General features: G+C 73.5%; 19 protein-coding genes and 1 tRNA gene. 13 read left to right on the top strand and 7 right to left on the bottom strand.

The window, feature by feature from the left end:
* Positions 1-385: 385 nt before the first annotated feature.
* From AC5K6T_RS23465 to AC5K6T_RS23425, 9 genes are all read left to right on the top strand, one after another.
* Positions 386-1,141 (top strand): YcnI family copper-binding membrane protein, encoded by a 756-nt coding sequence (locus tag AC5K6T_RS23465; RefSeq protein ID WP_493211920.1) that lies wholly within the window; start codon positions 386-388, stop codon positions 1,139-1,141.
* Positions 1,142-1,257: 116 nt separating this feature from the next.
* Positions 1,258-2,016 (top strand): SCO family protein, encoded by a 759-nt coding sequence (locus AC5K6T_RS23460; RefSeq protein WP_493211919.1) that lies wholly within the window; start codon positions 1,258-1,260, stop codon positions 2,014-2,016.
* On the top strand, positions 2,013-2,546 hold the full coding sequence (locus tag AC5K6T_RS23455; protein WP_493211918.1) for a copper chaperone PCu(A)C: 534 nt from the start codon (positions 2,013-2,015) through the stop codon (positions 2,544-2,546). Before AC5K6T_RS23460 ends, AC5K6T_RS23455 begins: the two co-directional genes overlap by 4 nt.
* Positions 2,547-2,559: 13 nt before the next feature.
* Positions 2,560-4,611: a copper resistance CopC/CopD family protein gene (locus tag AC5K6T_RS23450; RefSeq protein WP_493211917.1), complete on the top strand. Its 2,052-nt coding sequence runs from the start codon at positions 2,560-2,562 to the stop codon at positions 4,609-4,611.
* 6 nt (positions 4,612-4,617) lie between these two features.
* Positions 4,618-5,994: an iron uptake transporter deferrochelatase/peroxidase subunit gene (efeB, locus tag AC5K6T_RS23445; protein ID WP_493211915.1), complete on the top strand. Its 1,377-nt coding sequence runs from the start codon at positions 4,618-4,620 to the stop codon at positions 5,992-5,994.
* A gap of 293 nt (positions 5,995-6,287) precedes the next feature.
* Positions 6,288-7,220 (top strand): prephenate dehydratase, encoded by a 933-nt coding sequence (gene pheA / locus AC5K6T_RS23440; protein ID WP_493211914.1) that lies wholly within the window; start codon positions 6,288-6,290, stop codon positions 7,218-7,220.
* Between the two features lie 647 nt (positions 7,221-7,867).
* Positions 7,868-9,145 (top strand): serine--tRNA ligase, encoded by a 1,278-nt coding sequence (gene serS / locus AC5K6T_RS23435; RefSeq protein ID WP_493211912.1) that lies wholly within the window; start codon positions 7,868-7,870, stop codon positions 9,143-9,145.
* Positions 9,142-9,945, top strand: coding sequence for an HAD family hydrolase (locus AC5K6T_RS23430; protein ID WP_493211910.1), 804 nt, complete (start codon positions 9,142-9,144; stop codon positions 9,943-9,945). The genes serS and AC5K6T_RS23430 overlap by 4 nt, the downstream gene beginning before the upstream one ends.
* Positions 9,946-10,178: 233 nt before the next feature.
* Positions 10,179-10,619 carry a VOC family protein gene (locus tag AC5K6T_RS23425; RefSeq protein WP_493211909.1) on the top strand — a complete coding sequence of 147 codons (441 nt, stop codon included), beginning with the start codon at positions 10,179-10,181 and terminating at the stop codon, positions 10,617-10,619.
* A gap of 424 nt (positions 10,620-11,043) precedes the next feature.
* Here AC5K6T_RS23425 and AC5K6T_RS23420 read toward each other — a convergent pair.
* The 5 genes from AC5K6T_RS23420 to AC5K6T_RS23400 all read right to left on the bottom strand — a co-directional run bounded on the left by AC5K6T_RS23420 (position 11,044) and on the right by AC5K6T_RS23400 (position 15,030).
* Positions 11,044-11,128, bottom strand: a tRNA-Ser gene (locus AC5K6T_RS23420).
* A 315-nt stretch (positions 11,129-11,443) separates the two neighbouring features.
* Positions 11,444-12,163, bottom strand: a complete 720-nt coding sequence (locus AC5K6T_RS23415; RefSeq protein ID WP_493211908.1) for an ABC transporter permease subunit — start codon at positions 12,161-12,163, stop codon at positions 11,444-11,446.
* Between the two features lie 11 nt (positions 12,164-12,174).
* Entirely contained in the window at positions 12,175-13,086 is a 912-nt protein-coding gene (locus AC5K6T_RS23410) for an ABC transporter ATP-binding protein (protein WP_493211906.1), read from the bottom strand.
* The gene (locus AC5K6T_RS23405; RefSeq protein ID WP_493211905.1) at positions 13,083-13,988 is read right to left on the bottom strand and encodes an ABC transporter permease; all 906 of its coding nucleotides are present in this window, start codon (positions 13,986-13,988) and stop codon (positions 13,083-13,085) included. Before AC5K6T_RS23405 ends, AC5K6T_RS23410 begins: the two co-directional genes overlap by 4 nt.
* Positions 13,978-15,030 carry an ABC transporter ATP-binding protein gene (locus tag AC5K6T_RS23400; RefSeq protein ID WP_493212197.1) on the bottom strand — a complete coding sequence of 351 codons (1,053 nt, stop codon included), beginning with the start codon at positions 15,028-15,030 and terminating at the stop codon, positions 13,978-13,980. Before AC5K6T_RS23400 ends, AC5K6T_RS23405 begins: the two co-directional genes overlap by 11 nt.
* 366 nt (positions 15,031-15,396) lie before the next feature.
* Between AC5K6T_RS23400 and AC5K6T_RS23395 the strand changes: the two genes are divergently transcribed.
* The 4 genes from AC5K6T_RS23395 (at position 15,397) to AC5K6T_RS23380 (ending at position 19,784) form a co-directional block, all read left to right on the top strand.
* Positions 15,397-16,239 (top strand): M24 family metallopeptidase, encoded by an 843-nt coding sequence (locus tag AC5K6T_RS23395; RefSeq protein ID WP_493211903.1) that lies wholly within the window; start codon positions 15,397-15,399, stop codon positions 16,237-16,239.
* 11 nt (positions 16,240-16,250) lie between these two features.
* Complete coding sequence (locus AC5K6T_RS23390) at positions 16,251-18,011, top strand: SDR family oxidoreductase (RefSeq protein ID WP_493212195.1); 1,761 nt, start codon at positions 16,251-16,253, stop codon at positions 18,009-18,011.
* A 224-nt stretch (positions 18,012-18,235) separates the two neighbouring features.
* Positions 18,236-18,781: an RNA 2'-phosphotransferase gene (locus tag AC5K6T_RS23385; RefSeq protein WP_493211901.1), complete on the top strand. Its 546-nt coding sequence runs from the start codon at positions 18,236-18,238 to the stop codon at positions 18,779-18,781.
* A gap of 76 nt (positions 18,782-18,857) precedes the next feature.
* The gene (locus AC5K6T_RS23380) at positions 18,858-19,784 is read left to right on the top strand and encodes a Cof-type HAD-IIB family hydrolase (protein ID WP_493211900.1); all 927 of its coding nucleotides are present in this window, start codon (positions 18,858-18,860) and stop codon (positions 19,782-19,784) included.
* A gap of 173 nt (positions 19,785-19,957) precedes the next feature.
* Here the strand turns inward: AC5K6T_RS23380 and AC5K6T_RS23375 are convergent, their stop codons facing one another.
* Positions 19,958-21,010 (bottom strand): M23 family metallopeptidase, encoded by a 1,053-nt coding sequence (locus AC5K6T_RS23375; protein WP_493211898.1) that lies wholly within the window; start codon positions 21,008-21,010, stop codon positions 19,958-19,960.
* A gap of 115 nt (positions 21,011-21,125) precedes the next feature.
* On the bottom strand, positions 21,126-23,084 hold the full coding sequence (locus AC5K6T_RS23370; RefSeq protein ID WP_493211897.1) for a sensor histidine kinase: 1,959 nt from the start codon (positions 23,082-23,084) through the stop codon (positions 21,126-21,128).
* Positions 23,085-23,271 lie beyond the last annotated feature (187 nt).

The following is a 23,271-nucleotide window of genomic DNA, read 5'->3' as shown; positions in this document are numbered from 1 at the left end:
GCGCCGGCCCCCGCACCCGGGATCCCCCGGGGCCCGGTGACGGTCGCCGTTCCGCGGCACGCGCGCGTGCACCGCGCTCTCGTCCTCCGCCGCCACTCCTCCCGCCGGTGCTTCCGGCCGGAGCCGGCCCGGCCGCTGTCCGCGGCCCGTGCCGCGGGCACGCCGAGGGCGTACGCCGCCCGGGCACCGGCGCGCCTCCCGTCCGCCACCGCAACCCGCCGGGACCGTCCCGAGGGTGCCTGAGACCGCCTCAGGCCGCCCCGAGGCCGGTCGGAGCCCGGCCGGACCACCGGGGCCGACGGGACCGACCGAACAACCGGAACCACCCGGACGACCGGGCCACCGGAACCGCCGGGTTCCCCCTCGAAGTGGAGTGCTTTCCCCCATGCAGCCTTCCCGTATCGCCGCCGCCGCTGCCGTCGCCGGCACCGCCGTCCTCGCCCTGTCCTCCCCCGCGCTGGCGCATGTCAGCGTCCAGCCGGAGGGCACCGCCGCCAAGGGCGGCTACGCGGTCATCGACTTCAAGGTGCCCAACGAGCGCGACAACGCCGGCACCACCAAGCTGGAGGTCAGCTTCCCCGCCGACCACCCGCTCGCCTCCGTGATGCCGCAGCCCGTTCCGGGCTGGGACGCCAAGGTCACCCGGAGCAAGCTCGACAAGCCGCTGGAGATGCACGGCCGCCAGATCACCGAGGCCGTCACCAAGGTGACCTGGACCGCCACCGGCGACGGCATCGAGCCCGGCTTCTTCCAGAAGTTCCCGGTCTCGGTCGGCGCGCTCCCCGAGGACGCCGACACCATGGTCTTCAAGGCGATCCAGACGTACTCCAACAAGGAGGTCGTGCGCTGGATCGAAGTCCAGGAGGGCGAGGAGGAGCCGGAGAACCCGGCGCCGGTCCTGACCCTGTCCGCCGCCGCGGAGGACGGCCACCACGGCTCCGGCGCCTCCGACGAGGCCTCCGAGGAGCACTCCGACGACGCCAGCCCGGCCGCCGCCGACACCTCCTCCAGCGCCTCCGGCGAGACGGCCTCGGCGGACGGCACCGACAACACCGCCCGCGTCCTCGGTGTCGCGGGCATCGTCGTCGGCGCCGCCGGTGTCGCCTACGGTGTCCTCGCCGGACGCCGCCGCTCCGCCTGACGCAACCGACCGGTCGGCGGGCCCGCCGCCCGCCGACCGGGCACGCCCTCGGTGCGCGCCGGACCGCTCACGGCCCCGGCGCGCACCCGCGCACCTCACCTCTGGGACATCTCTCCATGCTCTCCAAACCCTCCCCATCCACCGGGTCCGCCGGGTCCGCCGGCCGCTCCTGGTCCGCCGGCCTCTCCGGGCGCACCGCCCCGCGCCCCGCCCCGTCGCGCACCCGCCGCCGCGGGCAGCTCACGGCGGCCGCACTGCTCGCCGCGGCCTGCCTGACCCTGTCGGCGTGCGGCAGCGGCGACGACGGCGACTCGCCGGTCACCGTGGTCTCCGAGGAGACCGGCCCGGCCAAGGCCGCCACGGTTCTCGACAAGCCGTTCGAGAAGCCGGACATGGTCCTGACCGACACCCGTGGCAAGACCTACGACTTCCGCAAGGAGACCGAGGGCAGGCCCACGCTGGTCTACTTCGGGTACACCAACTGCCCCGACGTCTGCCCGCTCACCATGAACAACATCGCCGTCGCGAAGAAGTCGCTGACCCGGGCCCAGCAGGACGCGCTGCGGATCGTGTTCGTCACCACCGACCCCGAACGCGACACGCCCGAGGCCCTCGGCGCATGGCTCAAGGGCATCGACCCGCAGGTGGTCGGCCTGAGCGGAGACTTCGCCACCATCCAGGCGGGCGCCCGCACCCTGGGCATCTCCATCGAGGCGCCGACGAAGGAGAACGGCAAGGTCGTGTCCATGCACGGCACGCAGGTCATCGCCTTCTCCCCGAAGACCGACGCCGGTTACGTGATCTACGGCGAGGACGCCACCGTCGACGACTACACCCGGGACCTCCCGAAGCTGATCGAGGGGGAGAACCCGTGAAGCACTCCGTCCGGGCCATGCACCACGCGACCCGCAGCAGCCGCGGCAGCCGCGGCAGCCGCGGCACCCATCCGACCCGCGCCGCCCGCGCGACCGGCCTGCCGGCCCTCGCCCTGGCCGGCGCGCTCGCCCTGGCCGGGTGCGGGGGCGGCGACTCCGCCGGCGCCGACCTGTCCGTGAGCGGCGCGTACATGCCGCAGCCGGTGTCCATGATGGCGGCGGGCTTCCTCACCATCACCAACGACGGTGACGAGGACGTCGAACTGACCTCCGTCACCAGCGACATCGGCGAGGTCACCCTGCACCGCACGACGGGGCAGTCCATGCAGGAGGCGTCCGCCCTGGACGTGCCCGCGCACGGCAGGCTCGTACTGAAGAGCGGCGGCAGCCACCTGATGTTCGAGGGGCTGAAGCAGAAGCCGGAGGAAGGCCGGACCGTCTCCGTGACCCTGCACTTCACCGGCCACGACCCGGTCCGGGCGGACCTTCCGGTCAAGCCGTCGACCTACCGCCCCGCGTCCGCGAACTGAGGGAGGGACCACCGTGGCGCACACCGTCACCCTGCGCGTCCGCACACTGGTGCTGCTGCTCCTGGCCGTGGCCGGTGCGCTGCTGGCCGGTGCCGCGCCGGCCTCGGCGCACGCCGCGGTCACCGGCAGCGCACCCCAGCAGGGGACGGTGCTCGACACGGCTCCCGAACAGGTCTCGCTGACCTTCTCCGAGACCGTCTCCCTGTCCGACGACTCGCTGCGCGTGCTCGACCCGCAGGGCGAGCGGGCCGACACCGGCGAGGCGGCGGGCGTCGGCGGCACGACGTACGCGGTGAAGCTGCACTCGGGGCTGCCCGACGGCACGTACACGGTGGCGTACCAGGTCGTCTCCGCCGACAGCCACCCCGTCTCCGGCGCGTACACCTTCTCCGTCGGCGCCCCGTCGGCCACGTCCGTGCCGGTCGACGTGCCGGCCGCGGGCGGCGGTGTGGTCGGCCGGCTGTACGAGCTGGGGCGCTACCTGTCCTACGCGGGGTTCCTCGTGATGGTCGGCGGCGCCGCCTTCGTGCTGGCCTGCTGGCCGCGCGGCGCCGGGGTGCGGGCGGTGCAGCGGTTCGTCGTCTCCGGCTGGGTCGCGCTGACCGCCGCCACGCTGGCGCTGCTGCTGCTGCGCGGCTCCTACACCACCTCGGCCGCGGTCGGCGACGTGTTCGACCTCGGCCTGCTCGGACAGGTGCTGCAGACCAAGACCGGTGCCGCGCTGGTCTCCCGGCTGCTGCTGCTCGCGGCCGGGGCGCTGTTCATCGCCGTGCTGTTCGGCGCCTACGACAAGCGGGAGGGCCCGGAGAAGCGGGACCTGGCGTGGGGGCTGGGCATCGGCGGGTCCGTCGTGGCCGGCGGGCTCGCCGCGAGCTGGGCGATGTCCGAGCACGCCTCCACCGGTCTGCAGCCCGGCGTCGCCATGCCGGTCGACATCGTCCATCTGCTGGCGGTGGCCCTGTGGCTGGGCGGGCTGGGCGCGCTGCTGGTGTCGCTGTACCGGGCGCCGCTGGAGGTGCCGTTGGACACCGGGGCCGTGCGGCGCTTCTCCCGGGTCGCCCTCGGCTCGGTGCTCGCCCTGGTCGCCACCGGCGGCTACCAGGCGTGGCGCCAGGTCGGCACCTGGTCGGCGCTGACCGGCACCCGCTACGGGCAGCTGCTGCTGGTCAAGATCGGGTTCGTGGCGCTGCTGGTCGGCGTCGCCTGGATCTCCCGGCGCTGGACGGCGCAGCTGGCCGACCTGCCGGTACGGAAACCCGCGGCACCGCGAAGAAGCGGTGCGCCGGGCGGGGCCGCACCGTCGCGCAGGTCCGCCGCGGCACGGAAGGCCGCCGAGCCGCGGAAGGAGACCACGCGGGCGGGCCACGGCCCGGGCGCCTCCGCAGGGGCCTCGGACGGCGAGAGAGCCGACGGGGTCGAGGGGCCCGCGAGGCCCGAGGGGCCCGAGGAGGCCGGTGCCTCCGGGGGCGGCGGGGCCGGGGCGGGCTCCGCCCGTGCCGCGCAGCTCGCCCGGCAGCGCGCGGCAGCCGACACGGCGCGGCGCAAGAAGGCCCGGGACGCCGACCCGCACCGGCTCGGGCTGCGCCGCTCGGCGCTCACCGAGGCGGGCGTGGCCGCCGTGCTCCTCGCGGTCACCACGCTGCTCACGTCCACCGAGCCCGGCCGCACCGAGGAGGAGGCGAGGGCGTCGGCCGCCGGATCCGCCGCGCTGTTCCCCGACTCCGGCACGGTCACCCTCGACATGCCGTTCGACACGGGGGGCGACCGGGGCGAGGGCCTGGTCCGGATCGAACTCGACCCCGCCCAGGTCGGCGAGAACGACGTGCACGTCTACGCCGAACGACCCGACGGCAGCCCCTTCGACCTCCCCGAGATCAAGGTCTCCTTCTCCCTGGAGTCCCAGGACCTCGGCCCGCTGCCCGTCGTCCCCGACCGCATCAGCACCGGACACTGGTCCGCGAGCGGGGTGCAGATCCCGGTGGCCGGCGACTGGAGGGTCGCCGCGACCGTGCGGACCTCCGACATCGACCAGGTGACCGTCGACAAGAACGCAAGGATCGGCTGAACGACCATGCCCGAACAGTCCCTTCCCGAGGCCCGCACCTCCGCGGAGACGCACGCGTCCGCGGAGCCCCGCACGTCCGCGGAGAGCCGCGCCGGCGCCCGGACCGCCGCGGACTCCGCCCCCGGCACCGGCGACGCCCCCGCGTCGCCGGGTGGCGACGGCGTCTCGCGGCGCACCCTGCTCGCCACCACCGCCGCCACCGGCCTCGCGCTGGGCGCGGCGGGCGCGGCCGTCGGCCACGCCGCCGCCCCGGACGCGGACACACCGCTCACCGCGCTCGGCACGGGCCGGGCGATGTTTCACGGGAAACATCAGCCCGGCATCACCGAGGCGCTCCAGGCCCGCGGCCACCTCGTCGCCTTCGACCTGGTTCCCGGCGCCGGGCGCAGGGAGGCGGCCGCGCTGCTGCGCCGCTGGTCGGACACCGCCCGGCGGCTGATGGCGGGCGATCCCGCCGCCCACGGCGACACCGGCGTCGCACGGGACGCGGGGCCCTCGTCGCTGACGGTCACCTTCGGCTTCGGACACAGCTTCTTCGGCCGCACGGGTCTCCAGAAGCAGCGCCCGGTGTCCCTGGACCCGCTGCCCGACTTCTCCTCCGACCGGTTGGACAAGGCGCGCAGCAACGGCGACCTCTGGGTGCAGATCGGCGCGGACGACGCCCTGGTCGCCTTCCACGCGCTGCGCGCGATCCAGCGGGACGCGGGGACGGCGGCGCGGGTGCGCTGGCAGATGAACGGGTTCAACCGGTCCCCGGGCGCCACCGCGCACCCGATGACGGCCCGCAACCTGATGGGCCAGGTCGACGGCACGCGCAATCCCCGTCCGGCCGAGTCCGACTTCGACGCACGTGTCTTCGTGCCCGCCGACGGCTCCGGGGACCCCGCCTGGATGGCGAACGGCTCCTATGCCGTCGTACGGCGTATCCGCATGCTGCTGGACGACTGGGAGCAGTTGTCCACCGCGGACCAGGAGCGGGTCATCGGGCGGCGCAAGTCCGACGGGGCGCCGCTGTCGGGGGGCTCGGAGACCACCGAGACCACCGAGATGGACCTGGAGAAGACCGACGCGGACGGGAACCTGGTCGTACCGGTCAACGCCCACGCGCGGATCAGCCGCCCGGACCAGAACGGCGGCGCGGCGATGCTGCGGCGGCCCTTCTCGTTCCACGACGGCATCGGCCCGGACGGGGTGCCGGACGCGGGGCTGCTGTTCGTCTGCTGGCAGGCCGACCCGCTGCGCGGCTTCGTACCGGTGCAGCGCAAGCTCGACCGGGGCGACGCCCTGTCCCGGTTCGTCCGGCACGAGGCGAGCGGTCTGTTCGCGGTGCCGGGTGGGGCGGCGGAGGGGGAGTACGTGGGGCAGCGGCTGCTGGAGGGGTGAGCGGGCCCGCGGCGAGGTGGAGGGGCCGCGCCGGGCGGGCTCTCCCTCCAGCCGTGCGGCGGGGCCGCCCCGCGCGGCCCGGCCGGTGAGCCCCGCCCCGGACGGCGCCCCCGAGGGGGCTCGGTGCGTGTGCCGGGGGCAAGTGCGGGCAGGCGCCGCGGCCCGGCGTGCCGGCAGCGTCGCGTGTTCACGCGTTCACGCGTCCACGCGTTCATGCGTTTCAAACCACCCGCACGGGTGGTCGTGGTGAGACGCGGGCGCCGGGATTCCGCGCGGCCGTTAGGGTGAGGAACATGCCAGCGAGCTACGCGTATCTCGGCCCCGAGGGGACTTTCACCGAAGTCGCCCTGCGCACGCTCCCGGAGACGGCGACCCGGGAGCTGGTCCCCTATGTGTCGGTGCAGTCCGCGCTGGACGCGGTCCGCACGGGGGAGGCCGAGGCCGCGTTCGTGCCGATCGAGAACTCCGTCGAGGGCGGGATCACCACCACTCTGGACGAACTGGTCGCGGGCGCACCGCTGATGATCTACCGCGAGGTGCTGCTGTCGATCACCTTCGCGCTGCTGGTCCGGCCCGGGACGAAGCTGTCGGAGATCAAGACGGTCTCCGCACACCCGGCCGCCCAGCCGCAGGTGCGCAACTGGCTGCGGAAGAACCTCCCGGACGCGCAGTGGGAGTCGGCCGCCTCCAACGCGGACGCGGCCCGGCTGGTGCAGGAGGGCCGCTACGACGCGGCGTTCGCCGGCGAGTTCGCGGCCGCCCGGTACGGCCTGGAGGCGCTGGAGACGTCCATCCACGACGCGGAGAACGCGCAGACGCGTTTCGTGCTGGTGGGGCGGCCGGCCCGGCCCGCCGCACCGACGGGGGCCGACAAGACGTCCGTGGTGCTGTGGCAGCGCGACGACCATCCCGGTGGGCTGCGCGACCTGCTCGGCGAGTTCGCCACCCGCGGCATCAACCTGATGCTGCTCCAGTCCCGGCCGACCGGAGCCGGCATCGGCAACTACTGCTTCTGCATCGACGCCGAGGGTCACATCTTCGACCGGCGGGTGTCGGAGGCGCTGATGGGGCTGAAGCGGATCTGTCTGGAGGTGCGCTACCTCGGCTCGTACCCGCGGGCCGACGTCGGCGCCGCCGAGGTGAGCACGCCGCCGAAGGGGACGTCGGACGAGGAGTTCGTCGCGGCGTCGGACTGGGTGGCCCGCTGCCAGGACGGGCGCTTCTAGGGCGGTGACCAGGGCCGGCGCATCCGCGGGGTCTTCGTGAGGGCTCCTGTCCTCCCGCCGGTTTTCAGCCGATCACACGGGTCGTACCTGCGGACTTTCGTTGTCCACAGGAGTTATCCACAGGTCCGCTTCTCGACCTGTGCACAAGTCGACAGCGAAGGGCCACGCAGTCGACATATCGCTCTGGAGGCACGGAGTGTGCCCGCCGGGACGTCAGCCGCCCTTCGTCCACCCGTTCCCTCTGATCAATCCGTTGGGGCGACGTGATTCCACTCGAAAGTGGGCTTAAGGGTGATTTCTCCAGGGAATCGCAGGGGCGCCGACAGTCTTCGCCAACTTTCCGGAGCGATCAATTCCGCAATCCACAGATCTTTCACACAGCCTGTGGATAACTTCCGGTGACCATGGACCCCTGTGGACAACAGCGGTACCCCGACATCCCAAGTCCCCCTCGCCGCAAGGAAATCCGGTCAACAGGACATCCGCCGCATGCCCCTTCCCGGGGAGCAGAGGCCCTTTCCCTTGACTTTCACCTCACCCCGGACGGTCGCTCTCACCACATACGGCAATTACCCCATAACGGTAAGTAAGCCGCACTCCGGAATAGGATGCGTGGGCCCTGCGCCCGCACCGGTAGCCTTGGCCCCGTGATTGACCTTCGCCTGCTCCGTGAGGACCCCGACCGTGTGCGCGCGTCCCAGCGCGCCCGTGGAGAGGACGTCGCGCTCGTCGACGCTCTCCTGTCTGCCGACGAGCGGCGCAGGTCGTCCGGCGTCCGCTTCGACGAGCTGCGCTCCGAGCAGAAGAGCCTCGGCAAGCTCATCCCGCGGGCCACCCCCGAGGAGCGCGCGGAGCTGCTGCGAAAGGCCGAGCAGCTGAAGGCCGACGTGAAGGCCGCCGAGGCCGCGCAGAGCGAGGCCGACGAGGAGACCAAGCGGCTCGCCCTCCGGCTCGGCAACCTGGTGCACCCCGACGTCCCGGTCGGCGGCGAGGAGGACTTCGCCGTCCTGGAGACGCACGGCACCCTCCGCGACTTCGCCGCCGAGGGCTTCGAGCCCAAGGACCACCTGGAGCTCGGCGAGGCCCTCGGCGCGATCGACGTCGAGCGGGGCGCCAAGGTGTCCGGCTCGCGCTTCTACTACCTCACCGGCGTCGGCGCCCTGCTGGAGCTGGCCCTGGTCAACGCGGCGATCGCGCAGGCCACCGAGGCAGGGTTCGTCCCGATGCTGACCCCGGCGCTGGTCCGGCCCCGCGCGATGGAGGGCACCGGCTTCCTCGGCCAGGCCGCGGAGAACGTGTACCACCTGGAGAAGGACGACTACTACCTGGTCGGCACCTCCGAGGTCCCGCTCGCGGCGTACCACATGGACGAGATCCTCGACGCCGGCCGGCTGCCGCTGCGCTACGCGGGCTTCTCGCCGTGCTTCCGCCGCGAGGCCGGCACCTACGGCAAGGACACCCGCGGCATCTTCCGGGTGCACCAGTTCGACAAGGTCGAGATGTTCTCCTACGTCGCCCCCGAGGACGCGGAGAACGAGCACCAGCGGCTGCTGGCCTGGGAGAAGCAGTGGCTGACCGGCCTCGAACTGCCCTTCCAGGTCATCGACGTGGCCTCCGGCGACCTCGGCGCCTCCGCCTCCCGCAAGTACGACTGCGAGGCCTGGATCCCGACCCAGGGCAAGTACCGCGAACTGACCTCCGCCTCGAACTGCGACGGCTTCCAGGCCCGCCGCCTGTCCGTGCGCATGCGCGACGGCAAGCAGGTCAAGCCGCTCGCCACGCTGAACGGCACGCTCTGCGCGGTGCCGCGCACCATCGTGGCGCTGCTGGAGAACCACCAGCAGGCCGACGGTTCGGTGCGGGTGCCCGAGATGCTGCGGCCCTACCTCGGCGGCCGTGAGCTCCTGGAGCCGGTGGCCGAGTGACCACCGGCTTCCCCTACCGGCTGATCGCCACCGACCTCGACGGGACGCTGCTGCGGTCCGACGACTCGGTGTCCGCCCGTACGCGTACGGCGCTCGCCGCGGCCACCGCGGCGGGCTCCGCGCACATCGTGGTGACCGGGCGCTCGGTCCCCTGGACCCGGCACGTCCTGGACGACCTCGGCTACCGGGGCCTGGCCGTCTGCGGTCAGGGCGCTCAGGTGTACCACGCCGGCGAGCACCGGCTGCTGACCTCGGTGACGCTGGACCGCCAGCTGGCGGGGGTCGCCCTGGCCAAGATCGAGGCCGAGGTGGGCCCGCTGTTCCTGGCCGCCAGCCGGGACGGCCTGGACGGGCAGGTGCTCGTCGGGCCGGGGTACGCCCTCACCGGCGACCTGCCCGCGGTCCCGTTCTCGGACGCGTCCGAGCTGTGGTCCGCGCCGCTGAACAAGATCTACATACAGCATCCGGAGCTGTCCGACGACGAGCTGGCCGAAGCCGCGCGACGGGCCGCGGGCGGCTTCGTCACGGTCGCGATGGCCGGGGCCGGCATCGTCGAACTGCTGCCGCTGGGGCTGTCGAAGGCGACGGGGCTGTCGCTGGCCGCGCGCCGGCTCGGCCTGCGGGCCGCGGACACCGTCGCCTTCGGCGACATGCCCAACGACGTGCCGATGTTCGCCTGGTCCGCGCGGGGCGTGGCGATGGCCAACGCGCACGCGGAACTGAAGGCGGTCGCCGACGAGGTGACCGCCGCGAACGACGACGACGGCATCGCGGTCGTCCTGGAGCGCCTGCTCGGCTGAACCGGCTCCTCGGCGGACCCGCTCCGGGGCCGGCCGGGCGCTCGGCGCTCCGCTGGAAGGGCCGCGGCAGGACGTCGCCCGACCGCGGCGCCGTCGTGGCCCGCCGCACAGCTCCCCGCGCCCTTTCAGGGCCCTTCAGGAACCTTCAGAGCGCCGCCGGACCGGGCGGGTATCGGACAGGCCGGCGGCCCGGTGGTTGTCAGCGACCGCGTGGCCGCTGCATGATCTTGACCATGTCTGAACTGCCTTCTCGTCTGTCCGTGGTGACGCTCGGTGCCCGAGAGTTGCCCACGCTGCGCCGGTTCTACCGCGGTCTGGGGTGGAAGGAGCTCTCGTCCAGCCACGACGGCTGGGCGGGCTTCATGCTCGGCGGCGTCCTGCTCGCGTTGTATCCCGCAGACGGGCTCGCCGAGGAGGCGGCGGACGGTGCCCTGCCCCCGACGGGGTGGTCGGGTGTCACGCTCGCCTGCAACGTGGACAGCGCCCAGCAGGTGGACACCGCCTTCGGGGCCGCGGTGGCGGCGGGCGCCACGGCCGTGGCCGAGCCGGTGGACCGTCCCTGGGGCGGCCGGTCCGCGTACATCGCGGACCCGGAGGGCAACCGCTGGGAGATCGCGTGGGCGGACGGCGCAACGTTCGACGAGCGCGGTTCGCTGACCGGCTTCGGCGACTGACGGTCCGCTCGCGTCACCCGCTCGCGTCACCCGCACGCGTCGACGGCTGCGACGAGGACGGTCTCCCGGTGGCCGGCCGCGGACTTGTCGTGACCGCGCCTCGCGGCCACGGCCCGGTGCCTCTGGAGGCTGTCGATACCGCACGCGACCACGTGCCGGGCCGCGCCTTCCTGCTGCTGCGGGCCGCCCGGCCGTGTGCTGCTTCCCCATCCGGGGCCCGCCCAGCCCAGTGGCGGACGCCCGGCTGCCGGACGCCGGACGTCGTCCGCCCGGCGGTAACGGCGGTTCCGCGGCGGTTCCGCGGCGGTTCGGCGGCCGCGGCTCCGTACGGCGGCCGTGCGGTGCGGCAAGCCGTGCGGTACGACAGGTCCTGCGGTACGGCACGTCGTGCGGTACGACAGGGATTGCGATGGGTCAGATCGTGCGGAGGATGCACGGATCGAACGTGCGCGGGGTCTCCCCCGACCACGGCTCAGCGAGCCGGTGCCTTGCCTCTCGGCCAATCCTCCGGGAGGGCGGCCTCACGCGACGTGGGCATCGCGTGCTCGAAGCGGCCGCCCCGGGCAGCTCCCGCGCGGCGGGCTCGACGGAGGGTGACTACTCCGGAGCCTGCCGCGGGCTGCCCTGCGGGGAGCTCGACGTACTGCCGTGCATGGACATCGCCGTGCCCCTCCCCAGATCGTGGTGCCGGTGACGCGCGGTCGCGCCCGGCGCGGACACCGTCCACTGTGCCGGTACGGCAGACCGGGCGCCACCGAATTACCGCGGAGCCGTCATGGCCACGGGACCGTCATGGCCGCGGGACCGTGATGGCCGCGGGACCGTCACTCCTCGCCCGCCAGCGTCAGCGAGCGCAGCTTGTGACCGGCGCACCAGGTGGCCAGCACCGTCACCGCGACCAGCAGCACCGTCGCCGTGGTGAGGCCGACGTCCGAGGTGATCAGCTCGCCGCCGGACACCTTCTGGGCGACCGCCAGCGACCACTGCTGGACGCTGAGCGTCCGCGCACCGGGCACCAGGGAGCCGAAGAGGGCCTCCCAGACCAGCGCGTAGACCAGACCGAACACCACCGCGTGCCGGGAGACCGTGCCGAGCAGCAGGAACAGGGCGGCGTAGGCGATGGAGGAGACCAGCGCCGCGACCGTGTAGGCGACGGCGATCTGCTGGCCGTTGCCGTTCAGGACGAAGCCGGCGACGAACGTGGGCAGCGCCGAGAACACCATGGTCACCGCGATCGCCACGATCAGCTTGGTGAAGATGATCGTGGACCGCTTCAGCGGCTTGGACAGCAGGTAGACGACGGAGCCGTCGTCGATCTCCGGGCCGATCGCGCCGGTGCCGGCGATGACGCCGATGATCGGCACCATCGTGGCCAGGCCCAGCCCGCCCAGCAGATCCGACGCGGTCTGGTCGTCCGCTCCGCCGAGCGCGCGCACCACCACGGACAGGACCACGAGCAGCAGCGGCAGCGCGCCGAGGATGAGGGCCCGGCGGCGGCCGAGCAGGGCCCGGTAGGTGAGCCGGGCGACTGTGGGGTCGTACATCTTTCGGCCTCCTACGCCGCGACCAGGTACGAGAACACGGACTCTAGGGACTCGTCGGACGGCGAGACCGTCAGCAGGCGGATGCCATGGTCCCGGGCGACCCGCGGGAGCAGGGTCGTGAAGCGGGCGAAGTCGACGGCCTGGATCCGCAGCACGCCCTCGGTGACGTCGACCTCGATGCCGGACGTCGACGGATCGGCGATCAGCGCGGCCGCGAGGGCGCGGTCGTCGCTGGAGCGCACCAGGTACAGGTGCGGGCGGTCGGTCATCAGGCGCCGGATGCGGCGGAAGTCGCCGCCGGCCGCGTGCCGGCCGGCCACCACGACCTCGATGTGCCAGGCGAGTTGCTCGACCTCCTCCAGGATGTGGGAGGAGAACAGCACCGTGCGGCCCTCGTCGCCCATGCGGCGCAGCAGGTCCATCAACTGCATCCGCTGGCGCGGGTCCATGCCGTTGAACGGCTCGTCCAGCAGCAGCAGCGACGGGTCGTGGACGAGCGCGCTCGCCATCTTCACGCGCTGCCGCATGCCCTTGGAGTAGGTGGAGATCTTCCGGTCCTGGGCGTACTCCATCTCGACCGTGGCGAGCGCCCGCTGCGCGGCCGTGGCGCCCAGGCCGTGCAGTTCGGCGTTGGCGAGGACGAACTCGCGCCCGGTGAGGAAGTCGTACATGGCCTCGCGCTCGGGCACGATGCCGATGTCCCGGTACACCGACTCGTTGCGCCACACCGGGCGTCCGTCCAGGGTGACCGTGCCGGTGGAGGGGGCGAGGAAGCCGGCCATCATGTTGATCAGGGTGGACTTGCCGGCTCCGTTGGGTCCGAGGAGGCCGGTGACGCCGGGGCCGATCGTCATGGTGATGTCGTTGACGGCGACCACGTTGCCGAACCAGCGGGAGACGTGGTCGATGCTGAGGGTCGTCACAGTCCCACCTTCTGGTAGCGGCGGATCAGCAGGCCGTAGCTCGCGGCGATCAGGCCGAGGGTCGTCAGGACGTAGACCGCGCCCTCCCCGGCGGAGGGTCCGACGCCTCCGGGGAAGGCCGAGGTGGCGCCGAGATAGGCGGACTGCACCCCGTCGATCAGGGTGACCGGCGAGAACAGGCCGATCCAGGCGATGGCGCCGGTGCTGTCCTGGAGATGGGCGATGCCCTGCAGGGCGGAGACGGCCCCGTAGGAGATGGTGAACACCGCGATGACGGCGGCGATGCCGAACCCGCGGCGCGGGGTGACGGAGGCGATGACCAGGCTCAGCCCGGCGAACAGCAGCGAGAGCAGTGTCACGGACACGAGTCCCTGCGCGAATCCCTTGGTCTGGTCGGCGAAGTCGAGCTTGGCCAGCAGCGCGCCGACGTACAGCACCAGCAGCGGGGCGGCGGTGAGCACGAACAGCGCGGAGGCCAGGGCGGCGTACTTGGCGCGGACGTAGTCGGCGGTCTCGATGGGCCGCGAGAAGTACAGCGGGACCGTCTTGAAGCGCAGGTCGCGGGAGACGGCCTGGGGCGCCTGGGAGGCGACGTACAGGCTGATCACGGCCTGGAGGAAGACTGCGTACTCGGTGTAGTCGACGGGCAGGCTGCGGGCCTTGGTGGCGACGGCGACGGCCACCATGATGGCGGCGGGCACGCACATCACCACGAACAGCAGCATCGGCAGCACCTTGGACTTCACCGAGCGGCCGAGGCCGTAGGCGCCGCGCAGGGACTGCGCGTACAGCGAGCGGGTGGCGTAGGCACGGCCCAGGCGGGGGCCGTCGTAGCTGCGGTAGCCGATGTTGTGGATACGCGTCTGGTCGCCCGGGGCGGCGACGGGGTGCTCAACGGCCATGGCCGACGGCCTCCTTCCTCTCCTCGTCCCGCTGGTCGTCGCCGGCGTCCGCCGGCCGCTCCCGCCCCTCGTCGCCGTCCTTGAAGACCTCGGCGATGTGGTGCCGGCGCTGCTCCATGCGCACCAGGCCGAGACCGAGGTCGGCGACGGTGTCGCGGACCAGGTCGTACGTGCCCTCGCCCTGCGCGGTCAGCAGCAGGACGTGGCCGGCGCCGGGCAGGCCGCTGCCGTCCTCGACGGTGAGGCCGCGGGTGTGGAGCGCCTCGCGCAGGGCGCGGGTGCCGTCGGGGTGCGTGTCGGTGTCGGTGACCTCGACGGCGAGGGTGGTGGTGGTCTGGGTGAAGTCCGTGGTGGAGCTGGAGCGCAGCAGGGTGCCGCCGTCGACGACGACGACGTGGTCGCAGGTGCGCTCCAGTTCGCCCAGCAGGTGCGAGGTGACCAGGACCGAGATGCCGAAGTCGGTGTGGATACGGCGGATCAGGCCGAGCATGTCGTCGCGGCCGACCGGGTCCAGGCCGTTCGTCGGCTCGTCGAGGAAGACCAGCCGGGGGTCGTGCACCAGCGCCTGGGCGAGTTTGACGCGCTGCTTCATGCCGGTGGAGTAGCCGCCGATGGGGCGGTAGCGCTCCTCGTACAGGCCGACGTGGCGCAGGGTGTCCGCGGTGCGTTCGCGGGCCGCGGACGGCGGCAGGCCGGACATGCGGGCCATGTGCACGACGAACTCGGTGGCCGAGACGTCGGGCGGCAGGCAGTCGTGCTCCGGCATGTAGCCGACCTGCTCGCGGATGGCGGCGCCCTCGGTGGCGACGTCCAGTCCGAGCACCTCGGCGCGGCCCTCGCTGGCGGGGGACAGCCCCAGGAGGATCTTGATCAGGGTGGACTTGCCGGCCCCGTTGGCACCGACGAGTCCGGTCACACCGGCTCCGATGTCCACGGAGAGCCGGTCGAGAGCGGTCACCCGGGGGAACCGCTTGCTCAGGCTTTCGGTCGCGATCACAGTCACGTCCTCGACAGTAGTGACGCGGGCCACGCCGGTCGTCAGACTCCAGAGCCGTATCGGTGTCAGCCTCCAGTCGTACGGGGGACCCGGTGTCACCCTGAGGTCGGCCGGGGGTACCCCCCAGGGGGCCCGGGGAGCGGCGGGCCCGGAGTCTGTGACGCACGGCCCGCGACCGCCCTATTGACGTCAGCTCTAACAAGGTGCGAGATTCGGCGGAGTCAGGTTACGGACACGTACCGCAGTCGGTGACCGGTGCCTGCTTGCCACGTGGGCAGCCGTGCACCGCGTCGAGAGCCGTGGACCACGCCGAGTGCCGTGCACCGCGTGGCCGTGGACCGGGCGAGGAGCGGTGGACCGCGGGGAAGCGGTGGACCGGCAAGACGGGCGGACCGGGTGGGACGGGGCGACATGGCGACGGCGGTGGCAGAGGGGATCTCCGCGGAACTGCGCGGATTCAGGACGGTGCAGCGGCTGGCCTACGCGTGCGCCGAGGCGGTGGCGGCCCGGCTGGAGCCGGGGGTCACCGAGCGGGAGGCGGCGCGCATGCAGCGGGTGTGGCTGCGCGAACGGGGGGTGCGCGACTGGTTCCACCTCCCCTTCGCCTGGTTCGGCGACCGCACCGCGTTCACCGGCTTCCGCGTTCCGCTGCAGTTCTTCCCGACCAACCGGGCCCTGGAGCCGGGGATGCCGTTCATCCTCGACATGGCCCCGGTCCACGAGGGCTTCACCGCGGACATCGGCTACTCGGGCTCGCTCGGCCCCAACCCGGTGCAGGAGCGCCTGATGGACGATCTGCGGGCGCACCGGGAACTGATCCTGCGCGAGGTGCGCGAGCGCCGCCCGCTGCGGGAGATCTACGCGGACGTGGACCGCCTCATGGTCCGCCAGGGCTACGCCAACCGGCACCGCGCCTACCCCTTCGGCGTGATCGCGCACAAGGTCGACCGGGTGCCCGAGCGGCGCTTCTCCCCGACCCTGTTCGGGTTCGGCACGCAGTCCCTGAAGGGGCTCGCCTCCGACGCGGTCCACGGGCACCGCGAGGGCTGGTCCCCGCTCTGGTCCCCGTACCGCTTCTCCGGCCATCCGCCGCAGCCGGGGCTGTGGGCGGTCGAGCCGCATCTCGGGTTCCGGGGCACCGGCGCGAAGTTCGAGGAGATCCTGGTCGTCACCGACTCCCGGGACCCCGGGGAGAGCGCCTTCTGGCTGGACGACGACCTGCCGCACGTGCGGCGCTGGGCGGAGGAGGAGTGAGCGGAGTGGGCATGCTGGAGGGTGCGCGGGAGCGAAGGGTGAGGACCGGCGGGGTCGAGCTGTGCGTGGCCGAGCTGGGCGACGCAGGGCGGCCCACGGTGCTGCTGGTGCACGGCTATCCGGACAGCAAGGAGGTGTGGTCCGAGGTCGCGCCGAGACTGGCCGGACACTTCCACGTCGTGCTCTACGACGTGCGCGGCCACGGCCGTTCCAGCGCTCCCGTGCCGCTGCGCGGGGGCTTCACCCTGGAGAAGCTGACCGACGACTTCCTCGCCGTCGCCGACGCGGTGAGCCCGGACCGGCCCGTGCACCTGGTCGGCCACGACTGGGGCTCGGTGCAGGGCTGGGAGTTCGCGACCGTCCCCCGCACCGAGGGCAGGATCGCCTCCTTCACGTCGGTGTCCGGGCCCAGCCTCGACCACTTCGGGCACTGGATCGGCAGCCGCGTCAAACGGCCCACCCCGCGCCGGGTCGGCCAGCTCCTGGGCCAGGGAGCCAGGTCCTGGTACGTCTACCTGCTGCACACCCCGCGACTGCCCGAGCTCGCCTGGCGCGGACCGCTCGGCAGGCGCTGGCCCGGGATCCTGGAGCGGATCGAGAAGGTGCCCGGCGGCGACTACCCGACGGCGTCCCTGCCCGGCGACGCCGCCAACGGAGCCTGGCTGTACCGGGACAACGTCCGCGCGCGGCTGCGCCGGCCGCGCACCGACGCCTGTGCACACGCCCCCGTGCAGCTGATCACGCCGCTGGGCGACTCCTTCCTCTCCGAGCGGCTCTACGACGACCTGGAGCAGTGGGCCCCCCGGCTCACCCGCCGCACCCTGCCCGCCGGGCACTGGGTCCCCCGCACCCGTCCCGATCAACTGGCCGCGTGGATCACCGAGTTCGTGCACCGTGCCGAGCAGGCGGGAGGAAGCCCCGCCGCCGCCCAGGCGACCGGCCGCTCCGGCGAGCGGTTCGCCGGGCAGCTCGTGCTCGTCACCGGGGCAGGCAGCGGCATCGGCCGGGCCACCGCCTTCGCCTTCGCCGAAGCGGGCGCACGCGTGATCGCCGTCGACCGGGACGCCGACAGCGCCCTGCGCACCGCCGAGTTGGCCCGTCTGGTCGGTGCGCCCGAGGCCTGGGCCGAGACGGTCGACGTCTCCGACGCGCAGGCGATGGAGAAGCTCGCCGAGAAGGTCGCGCTCGAACACGGCGTCGTCGACGTGCTCGTGAACAACGCCGGGATCGGATTGTCCGGCTCCTTCTTCGACACCTCGCCGGAGGACTGGAAGAAGGTGCTCGACGTCAACGTGTGGGGGGTGATCCACAGTTGCCGCCTCTTCGGCCGGCAGATGGCCGAGCGCGGCCAGGGCGGGCACATCGTGAACACCGCGTCCGCCGCCGCGTTCCAGCCCTCGCGCGCGCTGCCCGCCTACAGCACCTCCAAGGCGGCCGTGCTGATGCTCAGCGAGTGCCTGCGCGCCGAACTCGCCTCGCAGGACATCGGGGTGAGCGCGATCTGCCCGGGGGTGGTGAACACGGGCATCACATCCGCAACCCGGTTCGTCGGGGTCGACGAGGAGGAGGAGAAGCGCCGCCGGCACAGTTCCTCCCGCCTGTACCGCAGGCGCAACTACCCTCCGGAGAAGGTCGCTCAGGCCATCCTGCGGGCGGTGCTGCGCAACGAGGCGGTCGTACCCGTGACACCCGAGGCACACGGAATGCGCGCCTTGTCCCGTTTCGCCCCTGGGGTGTTGCGCCGCCTGGCCCGCATCCAGCCGCGCCTGTGAGGCCAACCGGGTCGGCAGACAGCCTGATGAGCCAACAGGCGGGTGACGCAGACGTTTTACCCAAGTGACTTTCCTGCGAACGCTCTTGGCGAACTGCGCCATCAGCAAAGGCGGTTGTCCACATCCCGGCCATCTCCACTGTGGATAACCGCTGTTGCTTGTGGATCAAACATCCGCCGGGAAACCAGGTGCGTGATCTCCGTCTCGCTCGGCATGCTGGGCGTATGGACGAACGACGCGCCGTGAGGATCTCGAAGTACCTCTCCAGACACCTGCGCCACCAGCCGGAGCGGATCGGGCTCACCCTGGACGACGGCGGGTGGACGGAGATCGACGCCCTGCTCTCGGCGGCGGCCGCCCACGGGTTCCGCATCACCCGTGAGGAGCTCGACCGCGTCGTCGCCGGGAACGACAAGCAGCGCTTCGCCGTCGACGGCACCCGCGTCCGCGCCAGCCAGGGCCACACCGTCGCCGTCGACCTGGGCCTGCCGCCGGCGACCCCGCCGCCGCGGCTGTACCACGGCACCGCGGCGCGCTCGCTGGACGCGATCCGCGTGGAGGGACTGCGGCCGATGGGCCGGCACCACGTCCACCTCTCCGCGGACCGGGAGACCGCCGCACGGGTCGGCGCCCGCCACGGCCGCCCGGTCGTGCTCACCGTGGACGCCGGCGCCCTGCACCGCGACGGCCACACCTTCCGGGTCAGCGCCAACGGGGTCTGGCTGACCGAAGCCGTCCCGCCCCACCGCCTGCGCGTCGAAGCGGGGTGACGGAGGGGACGGGGCGCCCGGGACAGATGTGCGGACCGCCGCACACCCGTGCAGGCATATGCGCGAGAATGACCGGGTGACCTCAGCGACGCGACAGCCCGAGCCCCCGGCCTCCTCCCCGCTCCCGAGCTCGCTCGACGCCCTTGAGCCAGGTCAGAAGCGCGAGGGCGGCCCGGCCCGGCGCGCCCGGCTGATCGCCACCGACCTCGACGGCACCCTGCTGCGCGACGACAAGTCCGTCTCCCCGCGCACGGTCGCCGCCCTGGCCGCCGCGGAGGAGGCCGGCATCGAGGTCTTCTTCGTCACCGGCCGCCCGGCCCGCTGGATGGACGTCGTCAGCGACCACGTGCACGGCCACGGCCTCGCCATCTGCGGCAACGGCGCCGCCGTGGTCGACCTGCACGGCGGCCCCGGCGCACACCGGTTCGTCAAGGTGCGTGAGCTGGCCCGGGAGAACGCGCAGGACGCCGTACGCCTGCTGCGGGACGCCGCCCCCGGCACCCTGTTCGCGATCGAGCAGACCTACGGCTTCCACCAGGAGCCCGACTACCCCAAGCTGCACATGGAGATCCCCGACCACCGCGCACCCGCCGAGGAGCTCCTGGCTCCGGACGCGCCCGCCGCCGGCGAGCCCGTGCTGAAGATCCTCGCCCACCACCCCACGCTCGACCCCGACGCCTTCCTCACCCTGGCCCGCCTCGCCGTCGGCGACCGCGCGAACGTCACCCGCTCCAGCCCCAGCGCCCTGCTGGAGATCAGCGGCCCCGACGTCTCCAAGGCCAGCACACTCGCCCTGTGCTGCGCCGAGCGCGGCATCTCCCACGAGGAGGTCGTCGCCTTCGGCGACATGCCCAACGACATCGAGATGCTCACCTGGGCCGGGCACTCCTACGCCATGGGCAACGCCCACCCGGACGTCCTCGCCGCCGCCTCGGGCCGCACCACCGCCAACAACGAGGACGGCGTCGCCGTGGTGATCGAGCACCTCCTGGCCCAGGCGTAGCCGCCCGGACGCCGGGGCCCGGCACGGCCTCCGCTGCCGTCCAGGAGCCCGGGCGGCACCGGAGGCCGTGCGAGGGCACCGGAGGGCGTGGGAGGCCGTGGGGAGCCGTGGGGAGCCGTGGAAGGGCGTGGCAGACATGGCAGGCATGGCAGGGAGTGGGGAGCCGGGCGCCGTCAGCCCAGCGGCACCCCACGCGCCGCCAGCCACGGCACCGGGTCCACCCCCGACCCCAGTTCAGGGGTGACCCGGACCTCGAAGTGCAGGTGGGGGCCGGTGGAGTTGCCGGTCGTGCCCGACTGGCCGATCCACTGTCCGGCGACCACCCGCTCGCCCTGGTCCACCGCGATCGACGCCAGGTGCGCGTACTGCGTGAAGTAGCCGTCCGGGTGCTCGACGAGGATCTGCACCCCGAACGCGCCACCGCACGACACGGCGGCCACCCGGCCGTCGCCGACCGACCTGACGGGCGTGCCGATCGGCACGGCGAAGTCCTGCCCGGTGTGCCGGTTCGCCCAGCGCGTGCCGCCGCTGCCGAAGCCCGCCGACAGCTCGTACGTCTCCACCGGCGCGACCCAGCCCTGGGCCGGCGACGGCGGCGGCCGGTCGAGCCGCGCCGCGCCCCGGCAGCTGCCCGCCAGAGCCGACGCGTCCGCCTCCCCCTGGAGCCGGGACCGCGCCTCCTCCAGCCGGCTCTCGATGCCCTGCTTCAGCACGGCGAGTCCGGCGGTGCGCCGGTCCAGGTCCCGCCGGGCCGCCGCGGCCTTCGCCTCCGCGGCCGCCAGCCGCTCCTGCGCCCGGCGGTTCTTGTCGATCGCGTTGTCCAGCAGCAGCCCGGCCTGGGAGAACACCCGCTGACCGCGCATCATCTCCTCCGGGCTGTCCGCCAGGACGATCTGCGCGGCGACCGGCAGCCCGCCGCCCTCACGGTACTGGGCCCGCGCGATGCGGCCCAGGTCCTCGTGCAGCGCGGCGGTCTCCTTCCGCCGGCTGTCCAGCAGCTCCTCGTAGTGCCGGGCCCGCTGCCGCTGCTCCTCGGCCCTGCGCCGCCCGTCCTCGTACCGCCGGGTGGCCACCGCCGCCTCCTCGTACAGCCGCGCCACCTCCGTCGCCGTGCCCCCGGCGCCGCCGGTGCCCGAGTCCGAGGCCGCGGTGGGACGGGCCGCGAGCACGGCGCCCGCGATCAGCAGCACCGGAACGAGCAGGGGGCGACGACGAGGTGAGGACATGTCAGCGATCGTGGCCCGCGCGAGCGCCCCGAGTCCTGTTCAGGTCGTACGGCCGGGGGACGCGTTGCTGCAAAAGAGGTGCGCGCGACGGGAGAGGAGGCCGCGCACCGGCGTGTCAGCGGGGTGCCTGCCACACCACCGTAGTACCGCCGTCGCCCTCGCCGATGCCGGGCCCGTACCAGCTGGCGCCGCCGAGGGACTCCGCCCGCCGCCTCAGGTTCCGCAGCCCGCTGCGGCGGCCCCCCTCGGGGATGCCGACCCCGTCGTCCGCGACCGTCAGCCGGACGCCCGGCACCCCGTCCGGCAGGGTCACCGTCGCGTCCACGACGACGTCGATCCTGGACGCCCCGGCATGCCGGAACGCGTTCGACAGCGCCTCCCGCAGGGCCGCGATCAGGTTCTTGCCGGTGAGGTCGCCGACCGCCGCGTCCACCGGTCCCACGCACCGGCAGGACGGCTTGAAGCCCAGCGGCACCGCCGCCATGGCGATCTCCCGCAGCACCCTCGTCCACAACCCCGACGGCGCCTCGGCCGGCCCCTGCTGCAAGGCGAAGATCGCGGTACGGATCTCCTGGATGGTCACGTCCAGTTCGCCGACGGCCCTGGCCACCCCGTCCCGGACCTCCGGCACCACGGACCGCCGCTGGGCGCCCTCCAGCATCGTCCCGGTCGCGAACAGCCGCTGGATGACGAGATCGTGCAGGTCCCGGGCGATCCGGTCGCGGTCCTCGAACACCACCAGCCGTTCCCGGTCGCGCTGTGTCTCGGCCATCTTCAGCGCCAGTGCCGCCTGCGAGGCGAACTGCACCGCGAGGGTGCGCTCGGTGTCGGTGAACGGCCGCGCTCCGGACGCCCGGGGGGTGACCAGCGCGCCCAGCACCCGGCCGTCGCTCCGCAACGGCACCAGCATGGCCGGCCCGTAGGCCCGGGCGAGCCCGGTCACGATCCGCGGGTCGCTCGCCGCGTCCTCGACGAACACGGCCCGCCCGGCCAGCAGCTCGGCGCCGATGGCGCTCCCGGGCGGGATGACGGTGCCCAGCCCGGTCCGGCCCCGGTCCGCCGCGACGGCCACCACCTCCAGACCGCCCTCCTCGGTGGGCAGCAGCACGAACCCGGCCGCCGAACCGGACAGCCTGCGCGCCTGCTCCGCCACGACCTGCAGGGCCTCGTCCGCGTCGCCGCCCGACAGCAGCGCGGTGGTCACCGCGACCGACCCGTCGATCCAGTGCTCCCGCTGTTCGGCCGCCTCGTACAGCCGCGCGTTGCCGACCGCGATACCGGCCTCGGTGGCCAGCACCCGCACCATGCCGAGATCCTCGTCGTCGAAGGGCCGGCCGCCCCGCTTCTCGGTGAGGTACAGGTTCCCGAACACCTCCCCCTGCACGTGGATCGGCACCCCCAGGAAGGTCCGCATCCGCGGATGGCCCGCCGGGAAGCCGTACGCGCGCGGATCGCTGCCGAGGTCCTCCAGCAGCAGCGGCTCCGGGTCGTGGATGAGCGCGCCCAGCAGCCCGCGATGCCCGTCCGGGAGCCGGCCGATGCGACGGGCCGTCGGCTCGTCCACGCCGTGGTACACGAAGTCGGCCAGGCCCTCCCGGTCCTCGTCGACCACGCCGATCGCCGCGTACCGGGCGCCGGTCAGGGAGGTCGCCGTCTCGCAGATGCGGCGCAGGGTGGAGCGCAGTTCGAGCCCGCTGCCGACGGCTCGCATCGCCTCCAGCAGGCGGGTGAGCCGGTCGTCGGGGTTCTCGGCGTCGCGGTTCTCGGGGTCGTCGCGGTTCTCGGGGTCGTCGACGTCGCCGGGGGCGTCGGAGTCGCCGGGGGCGTCGGGATCGCCGGGTGTGCCAGGGGTGTCGGGGGCGTCCGTGGCGTCGGAGGCCGGCGCGGCCTCCGGGTCATCCGGGTCTGCGACGGGGCCCGGGGCGGCCCTCTCTGCGGGCTCCGGTGTGACCGGGGCGCCCGCGGCCGCCGGCTCGCACGGCTCCTCCGGCCCCTCCGGCCCCTCCGGCTGGTCTGGCCCCTCCGGCTGGTCCGGCTGGTCCGGGGGCGGGCCCGGAAGCGGGGCGACAGGCATGGGGCGAGCCTAGCCAGTGTGCCGCCCGGGACCCGGAACCCGGCGCCGATCCGTACCAGCGTGGCGCCGGGCGGGCGCAGGGCGCCGCAGGGCGGGCGCGAGGCGGGCGCGAGGCGGGCGCCGGGCGGCGCGAGGCGGGCGCCAGGCGGCGCGAGGCGGGCGCCGGGCGGCGCGAGGCGGGCGCCGG

It is taken from the genome of Streptomyces sp. B8-7, assembly GCF_058833805.1.
The sequence above is the reverse complement of the archived record's forward strand: the minus strand, read 5'-3'. Positions and strand labels throughout refer to the sequence as shown.